Below are 17,198 nucleotides of genomic sequence, written 5' to 3' on the forward strand. Positions count from 1 at the left end.
CGCCTGAGGCGCTCAGCGCACGACGGCAACGACGAGGGCGATCAGCCCGAGCACTGCACCAAAGCCTGCAATCAGCACAGCCGCCTGCCCGGTCTTTCTCCATCGCAGCTCGGCGGCTTCGATGGCGCGCATCAGCCGATCTTCGCTCGACGGAGCCTCGTCCCCGAAGAGCGACTGTTGCATCACGCTCTTCCCGCCCATTACCTCGGCCATGGCCCGCTCCATCTGCCAGTGATGAATTCGCTTGGCCTCGTCAATCCCCGGCTCCGCCGCAGCCATCGTCGCTGCCTTGAGAACGGCATTCTTGATGTCGCCGCCGCTCACCAGGTATCTCTCCGCCAGATCGCGAAAATTCACATCGTCCGCCAGCGGAGTCTTGGATGGATGGATCTGTACTTTCCAGATCTGCTCACGCTCGTCGACGCCCGGCATCTCGAACAACACGTGAGTTCTAATGCGGCGCTCGAACGCGGGGTCGAAGTTCACGGCGAGGTTTGTCGCAAAGATCACGACACCGTTGAACGCCTCGAGCTCCTTGAGCAGAACATTCACGACGGTATTCGATTCGCGCGCATACCCCTGCACCGCACCGGTCGTGCGACGTGAAGCAATCGCGTCGGCTTCATCGAAGAAGAGAACCGCATCCTCCTCGGCAGCCATCCTGAACACCGCGGCGACGTTCTTCGGCGTCTCACCCGCCCACATCGACTCCATCTCGGCGTACCGCACCGACAGCAGCTTCTTGCCGAGCGCGGTCGCGATCGCCTCGGCACAGATGGTTTTTCCGGTGCCGGGCGGGCCGGCAAAGTTGAACGCCAGGCCGAGGCCGCTCGAGTGCCGCTCGCCCAGGCCCCACTGGGTGAAGATCAGCGCGTGGCTTCGCACCAGACTCAACGCCTCGTCAAGCTGCGCGCGCGTGCGAGGCGGGAGGATTACATCGGCAAACGTGCGGCGCGTGTCGATTGTCTCGACCGCTCGGCGGCCGCCAATTCGGCCAGCGATGAAATCGCGGATGGGGGTAGGCATCTGACAATGGATTTAACGAAGAAAACGCGTCGGGAACAAGGACTAGAGACACCGTTTCTCGCCGGTTTGATCCGGTCAGGCATCTATGACGGAGGGTTCTTCAGGATTCGGCGGATTAACCGGATTGACTCCGCGCGTCAGAAAAGCATGCGTACTGGCAGAAATTGATTATTGGGGAACTACGGAACTGCGTACCGTTCTGCTATGCGTCAACTCGTCGAGCAAGAGCTCACAAAATCCATCATTGGTGCGTTCTACGAGGTCTACAACGCCCTTGGATTCGGGTTTCTCGAGCACACGTACGTAATGGCGCTGGAGCGCGAGCTCAGGGCCCGCGGACACCAACGTTGCCCGGGAAGCCTCGGTGCGAATCATGTACAAGGGCGAGGAGCTGTCCTACCAACGACTGGACATGATCGTTGACGGCAAGGTGATCGTGGAAGCCAAATCCACGCTGGAGCTTCATAAGAGTGCCCGGCGCCAGGTCTACAACTACCTGAGAGCGACTGATCTGGAAGTGGGATTGCTCCTTCATTTTGGCCCCACCGCCAGCTTCTACCGCGAAATCCGTAGTACCCCAAAAAAGAAATCAGCCGAATCCGTTAAATCAGCCGAATCCCTTTAAACCCTCGGACATAGATGCGTGAGAGGCGCCACGCAAGTTGCCTCACCGCCTTCTCGGAGCATTCCAGGGTGTCCGCTGAATGAGCCGGCGACTCTTATTGCGCAGTTGCCGCTAGTCCTTGTTACCCGGCTCGTACTTGAATGAGACCTTCACCTTCGCGCGGTAAGTCTCGATCTTGCCGTCCCGCATCTGCACGTCGAGCTGAGAAACTTCGGCGACTCTCAGCTCTCTCACTGTCTTCCCCGCCCGTCTGAGCGCGGCAGCTGCTGCTTTTTCCCACGATTCAGTGCTCGTGCCAATCAGCTCGATCACTTTGTAAACGCTTTCTGCCATGTCATCTCCGTGTTTGTAGTTTCACGACTTCGGCTAGAACTGCCACCACGTTGCGTCCCGCATCAATAACCGCACCAGAACGACGCTGTCACGGCACGCACTGAACTCAGGCCGTCGGTCACTCCTTCGTCCACGCCGAGAGGGCGGCTAAATCCATCGGACTCAACCGCGCGTCGGGATGGAGCGTCAGGTAGTACCACAGCGGCATCCGGTGAGTCGCTGTTACACGATCGATGTTCATTCGCAGCGCTCGCTGATGCACGCTGTCGTAGCTTGCCCAATCCGAGAAGTTCAGGAACCTGCGGGCCTTTTCTACGTCCGCGACAACCTGCCACGACAGCGGCGCCACGTACGCCCAGATCGGCCACCGCGTTTCAGTGGAGTGACAGTCGTAGCACGCACGCCGGAGAATCCACTGTACGTTGCGCGGCGCGTGAGGATCTCCCGTGCCGAGTCGATTCGTTCGCTGGACGGGGATGAACTGAATGCCGACGAGTATCAGGGAGCAGCAGCGTCGCCGAGTAGAGTAAGTACCGTTTCATGGTGCGTGAGTCATGGCGGGATAACCGGGGCGAAATCTGCGACCCAGGGTTTCTGCGGGACTTGCGATCGTGTGAGGGGTGATCGCCCTGTGATTTCCTACTTCAGGCCAATCCGCTGCACCAGCGCGGCGTACCGCGGATCGCCCCGCAGAGGCTTGAACCCGGGATCGAGGTGCAAATAAATCAGCCCGGCGGATCGCGTCTGGTACGCGCGTTCGAGCGACGCAAAAGCCTGCTCGAGATTTCCCAATGCGGCGTAACCCATCGCCAGAATTTCCGAGCGGACATAGTGCTGCCTGCCTTCTTCCTCGAGACGCGCCATGATTTCCTCTCCCTCGTCGCGCCGGTCGAGGTTGGCGAGGGCGCGGACAATGAACGCATCATATGAACGCACACTCGATTCCAGTCCCTGGCCCTTCCGGTACCATTCGAGCGCCGTCTCCGCGTGTCCCAGCGCGAGGTGTGCGGACCCAAGATCGAGATAAACGGCCAGATTCCTATCGTCGATCTCGATTGTTTTCTCGGCCTGCGAGATGGCGCCGGAGTAGTCGCCCGTGTAAAACAGAAAGCGCGCGAGCCAGCGGCTGTAGAGGGGATCCAGCGGGTTGAGGGTCAGCGCTTTTCGAATCTCGGCAATTCCTTCGCCGAGCAGCCCGACCGCGGGCAGCACACTGCCGAAGGCAAAGTGTGCTTCCGCATCGTTCGGCGCGAGAGAAACTGACCGCCGCAGCTCCTTCTCCGACGCAGCGAAGTCCCACTCGTACCACCCGAAGACCTTTCCGAGCGCAGAGTGTGCTTCCGCAAGATCCGGGTCGCCCTGCAGCGCGCGCATCGCTGTCGCCTTTGCCTGTGGATATGCCTCGTCGGGCGCAACCCAGTCGTCGGCGAGACGGCACCAGCAGTCCGCCATTCCAGCGTAAGCCCGCGCGTAACCGGGCTCGAGCAGCAGCACTCGCTGGAAGAAATCAATGCCCTTGCGAAGGCTCGCCTCGTTGAAGCGGTGGTAGAAGAAGCGCGCCTTCAGGTAGAGGTTGTAGGCGTCGAGATTCTTGGTTGGGACGACAAGCTGCTCGCTGTCACTGCCGAGGGTGAGCTTCAGTGACTCGACAATCGCGCGCGAAATCTCCTCCTGAATCTCGAACACATCCGCGAGCTCGCGATTGTAGGTATCCGACCAGAGGTGGTAGCCATTCTCGACGTTCACCAGCTGAGCGCTGATTCGGATCTTGTTGCCGATCTTCCGCACGCTGCCTTCCAGAACCGACCCCACGCCGAGCTTCTCCCCAACCTCGCGACTGTCTACATGCTTTCCCTTGAATACAAAACTCGAGTTGCGCGATGCTACGTGAAGTCCCGGAACCTTCGAGATCGCATTTATTATCTCTTCCGTCATTCCGTCGCTGAAGTACTCGTTCTCCGGGTCCGCGCTCATGTTGGCGAAGGGGAGAACCGCGATCGCTTTCTTCGTGTCCGCGCCTTTCTGCGGCTCCTGCCCGCGCCGTCCCGACGTCTGGCCATCCTGCGAGATCAACCGCAGCGCCTCAGCGAACTCGGCAGCGGTGGGGAACCGGTCCACCGGAGTCCGCGACAGCGCACGCGTCACGGCCCGATCGACTTCCTCGGGCACGTCCCGCGCCGTTCGCACTTTCGGAATCTCGGAAACGAACCGCTTTGCGATGATCGCCTGAGCCGTCGGACCCGTAAACGGCGGCTCTCCGCTCAGCATCTCGTAGAGCACGCAGCCCAGACTGTATAGATCGCTGCGGCCATCCACCTCTGTTCCGCCACTCGCCTGCTCCGGGCTCATATAGGCCGGAGTGCCGACGACCATTCCCGTCTGCGTGATGGATCCGCGGCCGCTCAACGCCTTGCCGATGCCGAAATCGGCGACCATGGCGTTCCCTTCGTGGAGAAGAATGTTCTCCGGCTTGATGTCGCGGTGCACGACGCCGTGACGGTGCGCGTAATCAAGAGCCGAGGCAACTTCGCGGGTGATGCGAAGACTCTCTTCAAGCGGCAGCTGTCGCTCGTGATCGAGACGCTCCCGTAGCGAGCGCCCTTCCATGCTCGGCATTACGTAGAAGAGCAAGCCCTCAGCGTCGCCCGAGTCATAGACCGGAAGAATGTGGGGATGCGTAAGACCTGCAGCCATCTTGATCTCTCGAAGAAACCGGTCGGCACCGATCTCCGCGGAGATCTCGGGCCGGAGAACCTTGACGGCGACTTTCCGCTCGTGGCGTCGGTCGTTCGCGAGAAACACCACCGCCATCCCACCTTGGCCCAGCTCACGCTCAATTGCGTAGCGGCCGCCGAGCCCGGCCTCGAGACGTTCCTGGAGCGTGGTCATTCGACCAAAGATGGCGCAAACGCTGGTTGTCGCCAGCCTCGGAACCGCATATTGGGCACTCCGTGATGGTCCTCACCGACTGAGACCCTGTGCACGAGCCCCAGGTCGGATCGAATCGCTCCAGGATTTTCGCCGTCGCCATCGCCGTTCTTGCGATCGCAGCGGTGGCAACAGCACTGTGGCTTTTCCCCCGCGCTCTCCCAGTCATCGAACTGGAGCAGAAGGTCACGCGCGACGTTGCGCTCGCGCGCGCTGATTCCTTCTTCCGCGCTCACGATCTCGCGCCGGCGCGTGCGCGAACCGCGGTTCGCTTTCAGGGGAACGACTCGCTCACGACTTTCATCGGCCTGGCAGGTGGTGGTCACGACTCACTGAATGCGCTTGTCCGTGGACAGGATGTCGCTCCATTCACCTGGTCGGTTCGAGCGTTCGTGCCCGGCAATCCGCGAGAGGCGCGCGTCAGGTTCGCACCGGATGGACGCATTCTGGGCTTCTCACGTACGTTCGCCGAGGCCGACAGGCGCCCGGAGATCAGCGCGGATTCCGGGCGCGTACTCGCGGAGCATGTGCTCGCGACATGGATCAACGAGCGGATGGATCGGTGGAAGTTCGTCGCGTCGTCGTACGAGACGAAGAAGACGAGCGGCCGCATCGATCGCAGCTACACGTTCGAGCGCATTGATCGCAAGCTGACCGGCGCGCCGATTCGCGTCGAAGTCGCGATCGCGGGTGACACGCCGTCGAGGGTCCGGCCATTCGTCGAGATTCCCGAATCGTTCCGACGGCGGTACGGCGAGATGCGATCGGCGAACGACTTTCTCGCACTGCTCGCGGGTGTCGGAATTCTCGCGATCGTGATCGTCGGGATCGTCTTTCTCAACAGGACAGCTCGCGCCAGGCAGGTGCGCTGGCATCCGGCGCTGGTCGCTGGAGGCGTCGTTGGCGCGTTGATCTTCGCCGCCGGACTGAATGAGCTGCCGGGAAGCTGGTACGGATACGACACCGCAACATCGCCGGTGGCATTCCAGGCGATGATCGTCATCGGCGCGATAGCCATCGGTGCGTTTACAACGTTGATGGTCGGCTTCACTCTCACCGCGGCGGAAGCGGCCACGCGACAGGCATTTCCGCAGCATCTCGACTGGTGGAAGCTTTGGCGCTTTCGCGGCACGAGAGAGGTCGCCACTCGCGTCGCCGGCGGTTATGCAACCGCCTGCTTCGCGTTCGCGTACGTCACGCTCTTCTACCTGGCGACGCGAACGCTGCTCGGCTGGTGGGTGCCGAGTGCGCTGCTCGACGATCCAAACCAGATCGCATCGCCGATGCCGTGGATCTCCGGCATTGCAGCGTCGCTGAGCGCCGGCGTGTGGGAGGAAGCGCTCTTCCGCGCCCTGCCGCTTTCGCTGTTCTCGCTGTGGGTGGGCCAGCGAGCGGGACGCCGGTGGTGGATGACCGGGGCTGTTGTCCTGACCGCGATAGTCTTCGGTTTCGCGCACTCGAACTACCCATCATGGCCGCCGTACTCGCGCGGAGTCGAGATCTTCCTCGACGCCTGCCTGTGGGCCGTGCTCTTTTTGAGCTTCGGGCTGCTCGTCACGGTCATCGCGCACTTCGTCTACGACGTCGTACTGTTCGGATTGTTTGCGGCGTCCGGCACCGCCATCGAATACCGCATCTCGGCGGCGATCATCGGCCTCGCTTTGCTCTCACCCGCCATTGCCGTCGCGTGGCAGTGGGTGCGGCAGCGTGGGTTCGTGGCGTTGCCCGAAGACGCACGATTCGGTGCGTGGACGCCAACGGTCGAGGAAGAGACAGCGGTCGCGCCCGCACCGCTGAAAGAGCACACGCTCACGAGGCGCGCGACTCGGCTTGCGATGGTAGCCGTGATCATCGGCGTGATTGTCGCCATTGCGCGGCCGCCGCAGCCGACGCTTGGGCCTCAGTTCACGGCGGACCGTGCCCGCGTCGTGAGAGAGGCGGACTCGGTGCTGCGCGCCCGCGGCGTCGATCCGGCTGGTTGGCGAAGACTCACGCACACCGGCACCGACACGCTCGCCGCCTGGCCGAGATTCCTGCGCGAGTACAAACTCATCCCACGAGCGCAGGAGCTCGCCGCCACCTACGAGCCGCCGGCAACATGGGTCGTGCGCTACGTGCATACCGACGGTGCAACGGTTGAGCAGCGCACCGAGGAGTGGCGAGTACGCGTGTGGCCCGATGGACGGCCACTCGACGTGCGACACATCATTCCGGATTCAGCCCGTCGCAATGTTGCCGCTCCAGCCGACGTTCGGCGCATCGCTCTCGCTGCGCTTGCGCGCGAAGGTGTGAACACGGCCCCGCTTCGCGAGACGGAGTTCAAGGAAACCGCGCGTCCGTCGCGAAAGGATGTGACCGTCACGTACACGGACACTGCCGTCAAGCTTGCCGCTGGCGCGGCGGCGAAGGCTTCGGTTCAAATCGCCGGCGACGAGCCGCTCGTAGCGCAACGCAGGATGGAGCTGCCCGAGGCATTCCTTCGTGCCGATCGACAGCGGCAGGCCAATCGAACGATTATCGGCGGACTGCTCGGGCTGTTGCTCGTGGGCGGGGTTATGACGGGCGCGATAATCGTCGCACGACGGCGCCCCGTGATCGACGATGGAGTTCTCGATCGACGAAAGACACTCATGCTGGTTGGCGCGGTCACTGCCCTCTCTCTCATCGACGGACTCAACGGACTGCCGCCGACCCTTTCTTCGTACGACACCTCGGAGCCGTGGAGCCGGTTCATCGGATCCACGGCGGTCGGTTTCGTCGGTGCCCCAGCCACTGCGCTACTCGTGCTTGGCGTATGGGTTGCGCTCGATGCGTTGAGACGACGCGTCGGAATCCCGATGTTGCGCGATGCGGAATCTGGAACGGCATCTCGCGGCATGCTCGTCGCCGGGCTTGGACTCGGTGCCATGGTCTTCGCGATCGTGCGACTCGAATCGCTGGTGCCCCTGGGCACCGTGGCGCGCATCCCGCCCGTTCCGTCGACGCTGCTCGATCTTGCGCTGCCCTGGCTCGGTGAGGCGCCGAGCGTCCCGGTTTCCGCAATCATGACGGTCGCCGTCGTCGGCATTCCTATACTCGTCCTGGCCGGCATCACTCGGCGATGGGCGCTGCGAGCGCTCATCGCCGCGGTGGCACTCGCCCTCGTCGCCGCCACCGCGATTGCATTTGCGCCGCCGGGCGAAGCTGATCCCGTGCGAATAATCCTGGCCGTCGTGCGAATGGGCGTGATTGCACTCGCACTCTATTTCTGGGGCACGCTCTCGGCGTGGTCGTGGCTCGTCGCCGCCCTGGTGTTCAGCGCGCTCGGCGGACTTCGCTCGGCGGTTTACGCGCCAACGGGACAGGAGCAAGTCGCTGGTGCCCTTACGCTTCTTGTGGCGTCCGTGCTCATTGCGATCATCGTGCGACACACCCGAGCCGAAGCGAGACGTGCGCCCGCCTGACATCTAATGCCGCAGGGCGGACACCCCGACAAGAGCGAGACCGAGCACAACGAGTGACACGTGAAGCCCGACGAGCGCCCACCGGCCAGGCGAGAACGGTGCGTGAAGCCAGGCGGGGACGGGCAACCATCTGAACCAGAACCAGACGCCAAGTACGCCGCCGCTCAGGATGCCCGCTGTTAAAAGGAGCCAACCCGTTCGCGCAATCTGCTCATCGGGTAGTTCGCTTGCGCAGATGATCAGCAGCGGCACTCCAACCAGTCCGGACGGAAGCGCCAGCAGGTATCTGAGCCTCGGCCGCCGGAGGCTGAACATCAAAATGGAAGGCATCAGCAACCACCCCAGCGCCAGACTCGCGCTGAACCCCGGGTGCGCATCGAGCGTGACGGTTGCAAGCAGCCACACGAGCCCGAGCGCGATCGAGCTGACAAGAGCCAGGCGAATGACGCGCCTGGCGAATGCTGCATCGCTTGTCAGCTCGACCGGTTGCGACGTCGTCGCTTGCGGGCCGCGCGCTCCCATCGGCTGCTACGCGCTCGCACCTTCCCGGGCGTCAGGTAATGAAGCCGCCCACCGCAGACACGCGACAAAGAGCACCAGGAAAATCAGATCGAACACAGCGAACCAGGCGAACACCGCGTGGAGCAGCTGATTAATCATGAGATAGTATGCGGCCAACCCTACATAGATGGCCTTGTAAACGATGCCAAGCCGTACCAGGTCGAGGTTTCGGATGATGTTCCGCGAGACATACCAGTAACCCAGTCCCTGCACGAAAACATAGGCCGTCGTGATGTGGAGATACGAGACGTGCCCGGGCGGCTCGATGGCGAGTGATTCGAAAATCGGCCTCCACGCAAGAAAAAACACTGCTCCGATAATCATGTCATATGCCGCGCCCACAAGAAAAACCGTTTTGTAAAAGCCTTGTTTGTCGGTCATCGGTCGATTCCCTCCGCGATTGGGGTTGGCTGCCAACGTTTCTTGTACTGCCGCCTGAACGCGCGCATGCGGGCCTTCTTCTCCGCAGCGGAATACAGCTGCTGGCCGAGCTCGAGGAGCCCGCGCTCGAGCTCGGCGACTGACATTCCATCCGGACGAAAGTTGACATCGAACAAAGTGCATTTCTCCCACGCCGTCTCATCCAGCAGACGGTCGTCCGCCCGCAACCGCTCGTACAGCGGCGTGCCCGGGAACGCAGTCATCACCGTTATCTGCACCTCGCCGAGGCCGCTCTCCTCGACGAAACGGTGCACGTCCTGGAAAACTGCCGGTGTGTGACCGTCCAGTCCGAGAACGAAGCAGCCCGTGACAAGGATGCCGTTTGACTGGATACGCTCAATGGCTTCCCTGTATCGGTCGAATCTCTCACTCTTCCAGTTACGGTTGAGCTCGATTCCATTCAAGCCGGCTGGAGTGGGGCTTTCGAGTCCCACGAGAATCTGGACGCAGCCCGACTCGCGCATAAGGGTGAGGAGCTCGACATCGTCGGCCACGGAGATATCCGTCTCAGTGAACCAGCGAATTCCCTCGTCGCCGAGCGCCCGCATCAAGTCCTTCGAGCGCCGTTTGTTGACGAAGCTGTTGTCATCGGCGAACTCGATGAACGGACGTGGCCAGAGGGCCTTTATCGCGCGGATCTCGGCGACCACCCTCGAGATGGACTTGAGCTTGTACCTGCTGGTGAGCGTGATGGAGCTCGCGCAGAACTCGCACCGCCACGGACAGCCGCGCTGTGTCTGGACAGTCAGCCGGTTGTATTTCGCAGGGTCGAGCAGCTCGAAGCGTGGCATCGGTGCCTCGTCGAGGTTGAACTCCTGACCGCGGGCATGGTAGAGGCATTGCGGTCGTCCAGCTTCGAGATCACACAGCAGTGACGGCCAGCTCAGCTCGCCCTCACCAACCACAACAATATCGAAATGGCGGAGCGCCTCGTCCGGCAGGGCGGTCGCGTGCAGGCCCCCGATCACTGTCCTCGTTCCAGTTTCGCGGTAGCGTCGTGCCACTTCGTACGCGTCCTTCACCTGTGCGGTCATCGTCGAGACAGCGGCAAGATCACATGGTGGCAGCTCGCCGAGCTCACGCAGATCGGCAATCTCGTGGTAGGATATCTCGAACCTGTCGGGCGTCATGCCGGCCAGCGTAAGGAGTGACAGACTCGGCAGCGAGGCTATCGTCCGGCCGCGCTCGGCAAAGCCGGGCAGCGTCATGCCGATGCGCGTGAGCTCCTCGTTGAACGCTCGAACGCCGCTCATCGCAATGAGGGCAATTCTCATCCCGACCCGCCCCTGCTCAGACGATTGCCGCCGACGAGGCGAAGCGCTTTGCCAGTTCCTATCGCACTCCGCTGGCCGTCGCCAAGTGTGACCGCCCCGTTCACCACCACGACTGAGATTCCCACCGGATACTGAAACGGCGCCTCAAATGTCGCCGTGTCCGCGACTCGCGCCGGATCGAATACCACGACATCTCCGGCAAGTCCAACAGCGAGTCGCCCGCGATCGGCGAGACGCACTCGCGACGCCGGCAGCGACGTCATCTTCCTGATCGCATCGCCGAGAGTGAGTACCTTCCGCTCGCGTACGTAACGCGCGAGCACCCGCGGAAAACTTCCCGCGCCGCGTGGGTGCGGACTTCCGCGGCGAGTGGGACCGTCGACAGCGAACGCCCCGCCGTCGGTGCAAACCATGCCGAGTGGGTGCGCGAGGATCCGCTCGAGATTGGTCTCGCTCATCGCGAATCCCACCATCCCGACGTCGCCGCGATTTCGTCGCAGGAGATTCACAGTCAGCTCGTATGGGTCACTGATCATCGCCTTCGCGTATGCGCCGAGCCGTTTCCCTTCGGCCGCGCGATCCTCGGCGGCACGAACAGACGTGATCTGCGCATTGTCCCAGCCGCCTATGAGCTCGACCTTCGCCAGCGTTTCCTGGCGGATTTTCGGCGATACCGCGGGGTCGGCGAGTCGCGCGAGAAAAGCATCGGTCCCGCCGTCGCGGCTCCAGATCGGAAAGAGATTCGTCAGTCCGGTTGCGTACGCGACATATGGATAGCGATCGAACGCGACATCCAAACCGTCTCGCCGCGATTCTTCCACGAGGCGAAAAACCTGATCGAGCTTCGGCCAGTTGCGTGGGCCCTGCGTTTTCAGGTGAGAGATCTGGAGAGCGCACCTTGCACCGCGCGCAACGGCAATCGACTCGTCGATTGCTTCGAGCAGACGGTCGTCCTCGTTGCGCATGTGAGTCGCGTAGGGCAGGCGACGACTCGCGAGCGGACGGCACAGCGCAATGAGCTCGTCGCGCGACGCAAACGCGCCGGGAGTGTACTCCAGGCCTGATGACGCTCCGCATGCTCCGTCAGCTAGGGCGCGCTCGACCATCGAGGTCATTCGGGTGAGCTCATCCGGAGTCGCGGGGAGATCCGTGTCGCCGATCACCGCGCCGCGGATGGTGCCAAGTCCAACCATCGACGCGATATTGGGACCCGGGCGTAGAGCATCGACCGAGTCGAAGTGTGCAGCGAACGTTTTTTCGGGCGAGCCGTTCGCTCGGGAGCTACCGTCCGCGCCCACTACTATTGTAGTGATCCCCTGCCTGATGACGGATTCCGCGCGCGGATCGTCGGCGAGCGTGCCGTCGCCGTGTGAGTGGATGTCGACGAATCCCGGTGCAACCGCGAGCCCGCGCGCATCGATCTCCTCTCGTCCACGCGCAGAGATGCGGCCGGCTATCGCCTGGATTCGCCCATTCTCAATCGCGAGATCCAGTTCGCGTCCACCGACGCGAGAACCGTCGAAGAGCGTCCCGCCACGAATCACCAGGTCGTAATCGCTGCGACGCGCCAGCACAGCGGGAGCACAGGCGACGGCAAGCAGCGCGTTCCCGCTCGTGGCAACGAACGATCGTCGGCTGAGGGTCACACGATCATTGGCTATCACTGCGTCCTCAACATTTCCCATGCAGACCGGGGACTCAGAATCGACAGCGGAGGTTTTCCTTTGACTTCCAACAGATCTCTGTCGCCCGTGACTAGCATGTCGGCCTGCCCAGCCGTAGCTGACGCGACTACCCAAAGATCATCGGAGTCGCGAATACTCTTGTCGGCTGGTGAGGAAGGGCGTGCAACAATTGTATGATCCCGCAGCTGACTTTCAATGTCCCTCAGCTGCTCTTCGGACGCACCAGAACGACCTCCCAGCACTCGCCGCAATTCCTGCAGGTTCACCTCTCCAGTGAGAACCTCGTGCTCCGCCAGGACGAGTCGCATGAGGTCGGCACTGAGGCCGCGCGCGGTGAAGGCGCTGACGAGGACGTTAGTGTCGAGGAACACCCTCACGAGACCGCATCGAACACGTCCTCATCCGTCAGGATTCCGCGCGCTTCGGCCAGCGGCAGGAGCCCGCGTCTGGCCTGCTCGAAGCGCAGCAACGCGATCTGCCGGCGCACCGCATCGCGGACAAGGTCGCTGCGGCTTCGGCCCAGACGCCGACTGAGCCGGTCCAGCTCTCGTTGGAGCTTGACATCGAGGCGAATCGTCACGCTGGCGTTCTTCATGTAATACAATGTAAGACACAACCCTTTGGCGTCAATCCGTGCACGGCATACGACGAAAAACCTCGCGTGTTATCAGGCGGGGAGCGCGTAGCCAAGGACGGCGATGAAATGGCACACGCTCCCAGCAGCAACGAACAGATGCCATATCATATGGTTGTATCTCACGCGCTTCATCGCGTAGAACGCAACTCCGCCGGTGTACGCGAGTCCGCCGGCCGCGATCCACAGGAGGCCCGCAGGCGGAACGTTGTCAATGAGCGGCTTGATCGCGACGACGATCAGCCAGCCCATCGCCAGATACAGTCCTGTAGACAAATAACGAATCCGGAACCACCCCAGGATTTTCGCACCGATCCCGACCAGGGCAAGCGTCCAGATGATGGCCAGCAGCGTCCAACCCCACGCACCGCGCAATGGCCCGAGCGCGAAGGGCGTATACGTTCCGGCGATGAGGAGGTAAATCGCCGAATGATCCAGAACTCGAAAGAAGCCCTTCCACTTCGACAACGGCAGAGCGTGATAAATCGTCGACGTTCCGTACAGCAGAATGAGCGTCACCCCAAAAATCGTCGCGCCGGAAACCGCGGAAGGGTCGCCGCTCGCGCGGGCTTTCAGCCGCAGAATCGGAAGTCCGACTAAGCTTGCAATCAGACCCAGGCCGTGGGTGATGCTGTTTGCTATTTCTTCGCCGATTGAACGGTCGCGATCTGACATTGATCTATTGATTGCACCCATTGCGGCAGCCCCACGCACCGTACATTCATCGACGAAAATCTGATGTCGTGCCAAGGTCCTGTGGTGTAGAATAATACTGGGACTTTTCATTCCGGTAATCGCGTATGAACACGCCACTTTCCCGCAGAGAGCTGCTCAGAAACGTCGCCGTCTCGGCGGCCGGGCTGATGATTCCATTCTCTCTCTTCGACGACGACCTCGCGCGCATATCGGAATGGCTGGAAGATACTGAGTCGCTTGCCCTGTCCGACAGCGATCAGGCGCGACTCGCTGCATGGACCACGACGCTACGCCGTGAGGCGCCGGCTCCACGCAGACTTTCCCTCGGACGCAGAGCGATTCGCGTTGGTGAGCTTGCAGTCGGCACTCCTTATGAGGCCTTCACGCTCGAGGCGTATTTACGCGCCGGCGGCAATCCTTCGCGCACCGAGCCGCTCACGGTGTCGCTCAGCCGGTTCGACTGCGTCACGCTCGTGGAATCCTGCCTCGCAGTCGCCCGCGTCGCCGCGCAGACTCGTGATCCGTCGTGGGATCGATTCGCCCGCGAAGTGGAGCGAATGCGGTATCGTGGTGGAAAACGCGGCGGCTACACGTCGCGATTGCACTACTTCAGCGAGTGGATTTCAGACGGAGAGAAGCGTGGCCTTGTGCGCGACCTGGGTGCCGAGCTCGGTGGAATCGAAGACACTCGTCCGCTGCGCTTCATGACCGGGCATCGTAGCAGCTATCCGGCGCTCGCCAATGATGCCGTATTCCGCGCGATCGGAGAAATGGAGCGCAGTCTCGACAAGCATCCTCGTCACGTCGTACCGACGGCACGGATTCCTGAAGTCGTTGACCGCATCCAGACGGGAGATGTGGTGGCATTTGCGACGTCGATCCCCGGCCTCGACGTGAGCCACGCCGCGTTCGCTTATCGCGACTCGGGCGGAGTGCTCCGCGTGCTGCACGCTCCGCTTTCGGGTGGAGTCGTGGAGGTCACGCGGTCGACTCTTCCCGAGTACGTCTCCGCCATTCGTCGCGCCACCGGCATTCTAGTGGCGCGCCCATTGGGTTGACCGACGTAGACACCAAGGATTGGATCGGCGTCTGACCGATGTGGCCGAACGCCAGCGACGTCCGCTCCTATCCCTGAGACTCGGCGACGGCCTTCTCCAGGAGATCGTGCATCAGCGTTTGATAAGACTTGCCTCGGTCGGCCGCGAGGCGCCGCAAGTGCTGTAGGAGATTCGGGTTGATTCGAAACGCTATCGGTCGTTTCGTCGCGCCACCAATCGGGGGACGGCCGACACGGCGCATTGCGGCTAACTGCTCGCGGCTCAGGGGTGGAATATCAGAGAAGTCGATTGCGCTGTCGGGCACGTGCAGCACGTTCTTCCGAGCTCGCCTGCCGCGCGCTGATGACCCTGGTCGTCGTTTCGCCGTCATCCGCTTCCCTCCGAGTGTAAGCGACCGTGATAATCCGACCGCCCGGCAGCTTTCCAATTAGCAGCCTGCGAGTTTCGCTCGCTGAATGGCGCAAATCCGGGCTATCGAGCGCGTCGCCGTCCGCGAACGCATTGACAGCCTCTTCGAACGAGAGTCCGTGCTTTCGACGGTTTGACTCCGCTTTGGCGGGGTCCCACGGGAACATTAGTTATGTATATACGAAATGACAAGACTTGGCACGGGACTCTACAGCGAGTTCTGAATTCGCCTTCATCAAATCGACGCGGGGAGTGTCACTTCCATACCCAGGCGATCGAGGCTCGTCATGACCTCGAGAGCAGGCCTACCTTCGCGGAGTAAGGCGATCTACTTAGTCGGGCTTGTGATCCCGCCTGAAACGGCGTTAACGCGTAAGGCATCCGCCCAATTTTCGCCGCAACCCCTCTCCCACGACACTTCCCTCGAAGTCGCGGCACACTGCGGCCTCGCAGGTGATCGTAGCCGGAATTCTTCCGCGCTACACACGATACGAACTCCGGATCGCAATCAAAGGATCGATTTACGGCGGTCCGTACAAAAGGGAACGAAATCAATGCCTCTCCGAGCCAACCTTCGCCAGTGGTCCGTGATTCTCGCACCCACTGCAGCGCTTCTCGCCGCGTGCACCGATGCTCCGACCAGAATCGCCGCGCCGACGTCCTCTGCGGCAGTCCGAACATCGCTCAGTCCCGCGAGCGGAATCCCCACCGGAAAAACTGTCGTAATCTTCAAGGACACCTCCTCCATTCCGCTCGCAGGTCTCGCGCTCCTCAACTCCGTCGGCGGGACAGTCACCACGCGCTGGGACAATATCGGAGTCGCATTCGTCTCCGGACTGTCTACGAGCGCACTGGCAACACTGAGCGCCAACACGCTCGTCGAATCCGTAGGCAGCGACCGCATCCTCAACTGGCTGCCCAACGTCAGGACGGCGGGCGCGATACAAGGCGATGCAGCGGCGGTGCCGCAAAACAATCCCGCGAACGCGTCGTACTATGCCAATGGAACGCAGTGGAACATGCGCGTCATTCAGGCCGACAAAGCGTGGGTAGCGGGAAAGCAGGGCCTTCCGTCGACCCGCGTCGCGATTCTGGATACAGGAATCGACTATGGTCACCGCGAGATTCGCACTCTTGTCGACCTCAACGCATCAGAGTCCTTTGCGAACCTGATCGTTGGGGTTGCCGATGGTGTTCCTTCGGTCAGTGCTCCAATCGAGCCGCAGCTTCCCGGTGACTCTGCGTTCATGGACAATCACTTCCACGGCACGCACGTCGCTTCTACCGTTGCTTCCAACAACATCAGCGTCGCGAGCATCGCTCCTGACATCACTCTCATCGCGGTGAAAGTGCTCAGCATGACAGGCAGCGGATCGTTTGAGAGCGTGGCCAGCGGAATTCGTCACGCCGCAGGTCCAGCTAACGCCGACGTCATCAACATGAGCCTTGGCGCAGGGGTGGAGCCGGGTGAAGAGGGAGCTCCCGCTCTGCTGGAGTTGATGAGGCGCGTCATCAAGGATGCCGAAAAGCAGGGGGCGGTCGTCATTTCCGCCGCGGGGAACGCTGCGATCAACCTCGACGTTGGAACCATCGTCTACACACCGTGCGAGCAGAGCACGATCTGCGTTTCGGCGACGGGGCCGCTCATGCAGCAGAATTTCGATCAGCCCGCCGAGTACACGAACTACGGCATGTCGGCGATCGAGGTCGCAGCACCGGGTGGAAATGCGTCGGATACGGCGGAGTACGTCAATCAGGATCTGATTATCGGTGCCTGCTCGCGACGAGCTGGTGAGGCGGGTCTCGCCCCCTGCCGAGTCAGCACTGACGGAGTCGTTTATTTCTACGCGTACGCAGCGGGGACGAGCATGGCGAGCCCGCATGTGGCCGGCCAGGCCGCGATGATCAAGTCGGACAACCCGAGCCTCTCTGTCGCCGGGATCCGCGCGAAGATCCTCGGCACCGCAGACGACATCGGGGTGAAAGGCCGGGATATCTACTCGAACTACGGACGCATCAACGTCGCGAGGGCGCTTGGTCTGAAATAACGGGCGTTGCAATTCCCGAGGGGTGACATGGTGTCCCT

15 protein-coding genes and 1 pseudogene are annotated in these 17,198 nt (G+C 61.9%); 4 read left to right on the forward strand and 12 right to left on the reverse strand.

Going from position 1 to position 17,198, the window contains the following annotated elements:
* Positions 1 to 12: 12 nt before the first annotated feature.
* Positions 13 to 1,026, reverse strand: coding sequence for an ATP-binding protein (locus VES88_03075; protein ID HYN80458.1), 1,014 nt, complete (start codon positions 1,024 to 1,026; stop codon positions 13 to 15).
* A 349-nt stretch (positions 1,027 to 1,375) separates the two neighbouring features.
* On the opposite strand from VES88_03075, the pseudogene VES88_03080 reads away from it, so the two are divergent.
* Positions 1,376 to 1,651 (forward strand): annotated as a pseudogene (locus VES88_03080) (GxxExxY protein).
* Between the two features lie 111 nt (positions 1,652 to 1,762).
* Here the strand turns inward: VES88_03080 and VES88_03085 are convergent.
* The 3 genes from VES88_03085 to VES88_03095 form a co-directional block, all read right to left on the reverse strand.
* Positions 1,763 to 1,984: a dodecin family protein gene (locus tag VES88_03085; protein HYN80459.1), complete on the reverse strand. Its 222-nt coding sequence runs from the start codon at positions 1,982 to 1,984 to the stop codon at positions 1,763 to 1,765.
* A gap of 118 nt (positions 1,985 to 2,102) precedes the next feature.
* Positions 2,103 to 2,486, reverse strand: a complete 384-nt coding sequence (locus VES88_03090; GenBank protein HYN80460.1) for a heme-binding domain-containing protein — start codon at positions 2,484 to 2,486, stop codon at positions 2,103 to 2,105.
* A 137-nt stretch (positions 2,487 to 2,623) separates the two neighbouring features.
* Positions 2,624 to 4,873 carry a protein kinase gene (locus VES88_03095; protein ID HYN80461.1) on the reverse strand — a complete coding sequence of 750 codons (2,250 nt, stop codon included), beginning with the start codon at positions 4,871 to 4,873 and terminating at the stop codon, positions 2,624 to 2,626.
* A gap of 89 nt (positions 4,874 to 4,962) precedes the next feature.
* Here VES88_03095 and VES88_03100 point away from each other — a divergent pair, with 89 nt between their 5' ends.
* Positions 4,963 to 8,355 (forward strand): CPBP family intramembrane glutamic endopeptidase, encoded by a 3,393-nt coding sequence (locus tag VES88_03100; protein HYN80462.1) that lies wholly within the window; start codon positions 4,963 to 4,965, stop codon positions 8,353 to 8,355.
* Positions 8,356 to 8,358: 3 nt separating this feature from the next.
* On the opposite strand, the gene VES88_03105 is transcribed toward VES88_03100, so the two are convergent.
* From VES88_03105 to VES88_03135, 7 genes are all read right to left on the reverse strand, one after another.
* On the reverse strand, positions 8,359 to 8,877 hold the full coding sequence (locus VES88_03105; protein ID HYN80463.1) for a hypothetical protein: 519 nt from the start codon (positions 8,875 to 8,877) through the stop codon (positions 8,359 to 8,361).
* 6 nt (positions 8,878 to 8,883) lie between these two features.
* Positions 8,884 to 9,297: a hypothetical protein gene (locus tag VES88_03110; GenBank protein HYN80464.1), complete on the reverse strand. Its 414-nt coding sequence runs from the start codon at positions 9,295 to 9,297 to the stop codon at positions 8,884 to 8,886.
* On the reverse strand, positions 9,294 to 10,631 hold the full coding sequence (locus tag VES88_03115) for a radical SAM protein (protein HYN80465.1): 1,338 nt from the start codon (positions 10,629 to 10,631) through the stop codon (positions 9,294 to 9,296). Before VES88_03115 ends, VES88_03110 begins: the two co-directional genes overlap by 4 nt.
* The gene (locus VES88_03120; GenBank protein HYN80466.1) at positions 10,628 to 12,316 is read right to left on the reverse strand and encodes a D-aminoacylase; all 1,689 of its coding nucleotides are present in this window, start codon (positions 12,314 to 12,316) and stop codon (positions 10,628 to 10,630) included. The genes VES88_03115 and VES88_03120 overlap by 4 nt, the downstream gene beginning before the upstream one ends.
* Entirely contained in the window at positions 12,292 to 12,687 is a 396-nt protein-coding gene (locus VES88_03125; GenBank protein HYN80467.1) for a putative toxin-antitoxin system toxin component, PIN family, read from the reverse strand. Before VES88_03125 ends, VES88_03120 begins: the two co-directional genes overlap by 25 nt.
* A gap of 2 nt (positions 12,688 to 12,689) precedes the next feature.
* Positions 12,690 to 12,911 carry a ribbon-helix-helix protein, CopG family gene (locus tag VES88_03130; GenBank protein ID HYN80468.1) on the reverse strand — a complete coding sequence of 74 codons (222 nt, stop codon included), beginning with the start codon at positions 12,909 to 12,911 and terminating at the stop codon, positions 12,690 to 12,692.
* A 72-nt stretch (positions 12,912 to 12,983) separates the two neighbouring features.
* Positions 12,984 to 13,625, reverse strand: a complete 642-nt coding sequence (locus tag VES88_03135; GenBank protein ID HYN80469.1) for a hemolysin III family protein — start codon at positions 13,623 to 13,625, stop codon at positions 12,984 to 12,986.
* A gap of 125 nt (positions 13,626 to 13,750) precedes the next feature.
* Here VES88_03135 and VES88_03140 point away from each other — a divergent pair, with 125 nt between their 5' ends.
* On the forward strand, positions 13,751 to 14,704 hold the full coding sequence (locus tag VES88_03140; protein HYN80470.1) for an N-acetylmuramoyl-L-alanine amidase-like domain-containing protein: 954 nt from the start codon (positions 13,751 to 13,753) through the stop codon (positions 14,702 to 14,704).
* A 67-nt stretch (positions 14,705 to 14,771) separates the two neighbouring features.
* Here VES88_03140 and VES88_03145 read toward each other — a convergent pair whose 3' ends face one another.
* Positions 14,772 to 15,074, reverse strand: a complete 303-nt coding sequence (locus VES88_03145) for a BrnA antitoxin family protein (protein ID HYN80471.1) — start codon at positions 15,072 to 15,074, stop codon at positions 14,772 to 14,774.
* 592 nt (positions 15,075 to 15,666) lie between these two features.
* Here VES88_03145 and VES88_03150 point away from each other — a divergent pair.
* Positions 15,667 to 17,160, forward strand: coding sequence for a S8 family serine peptidase (locus VES88_03150; protein ID HYN80472.1), 1,494 nt, complete (start codon positions 15,667 to 15,669; stop codon positions 17,158 to 17,160).
* Positions 17,161 to 17,198 lie beyond the last annotated feature (38 nt).

Source organism: Gemmatimonadaceae bacterium, from assembly GCA_035633115.1.
GTDB lineage: Bacteria > Gemmatimonadota > Gemmatimonadetes > Gemmatimonadales > Gemmatimonadaceae > UBA4720.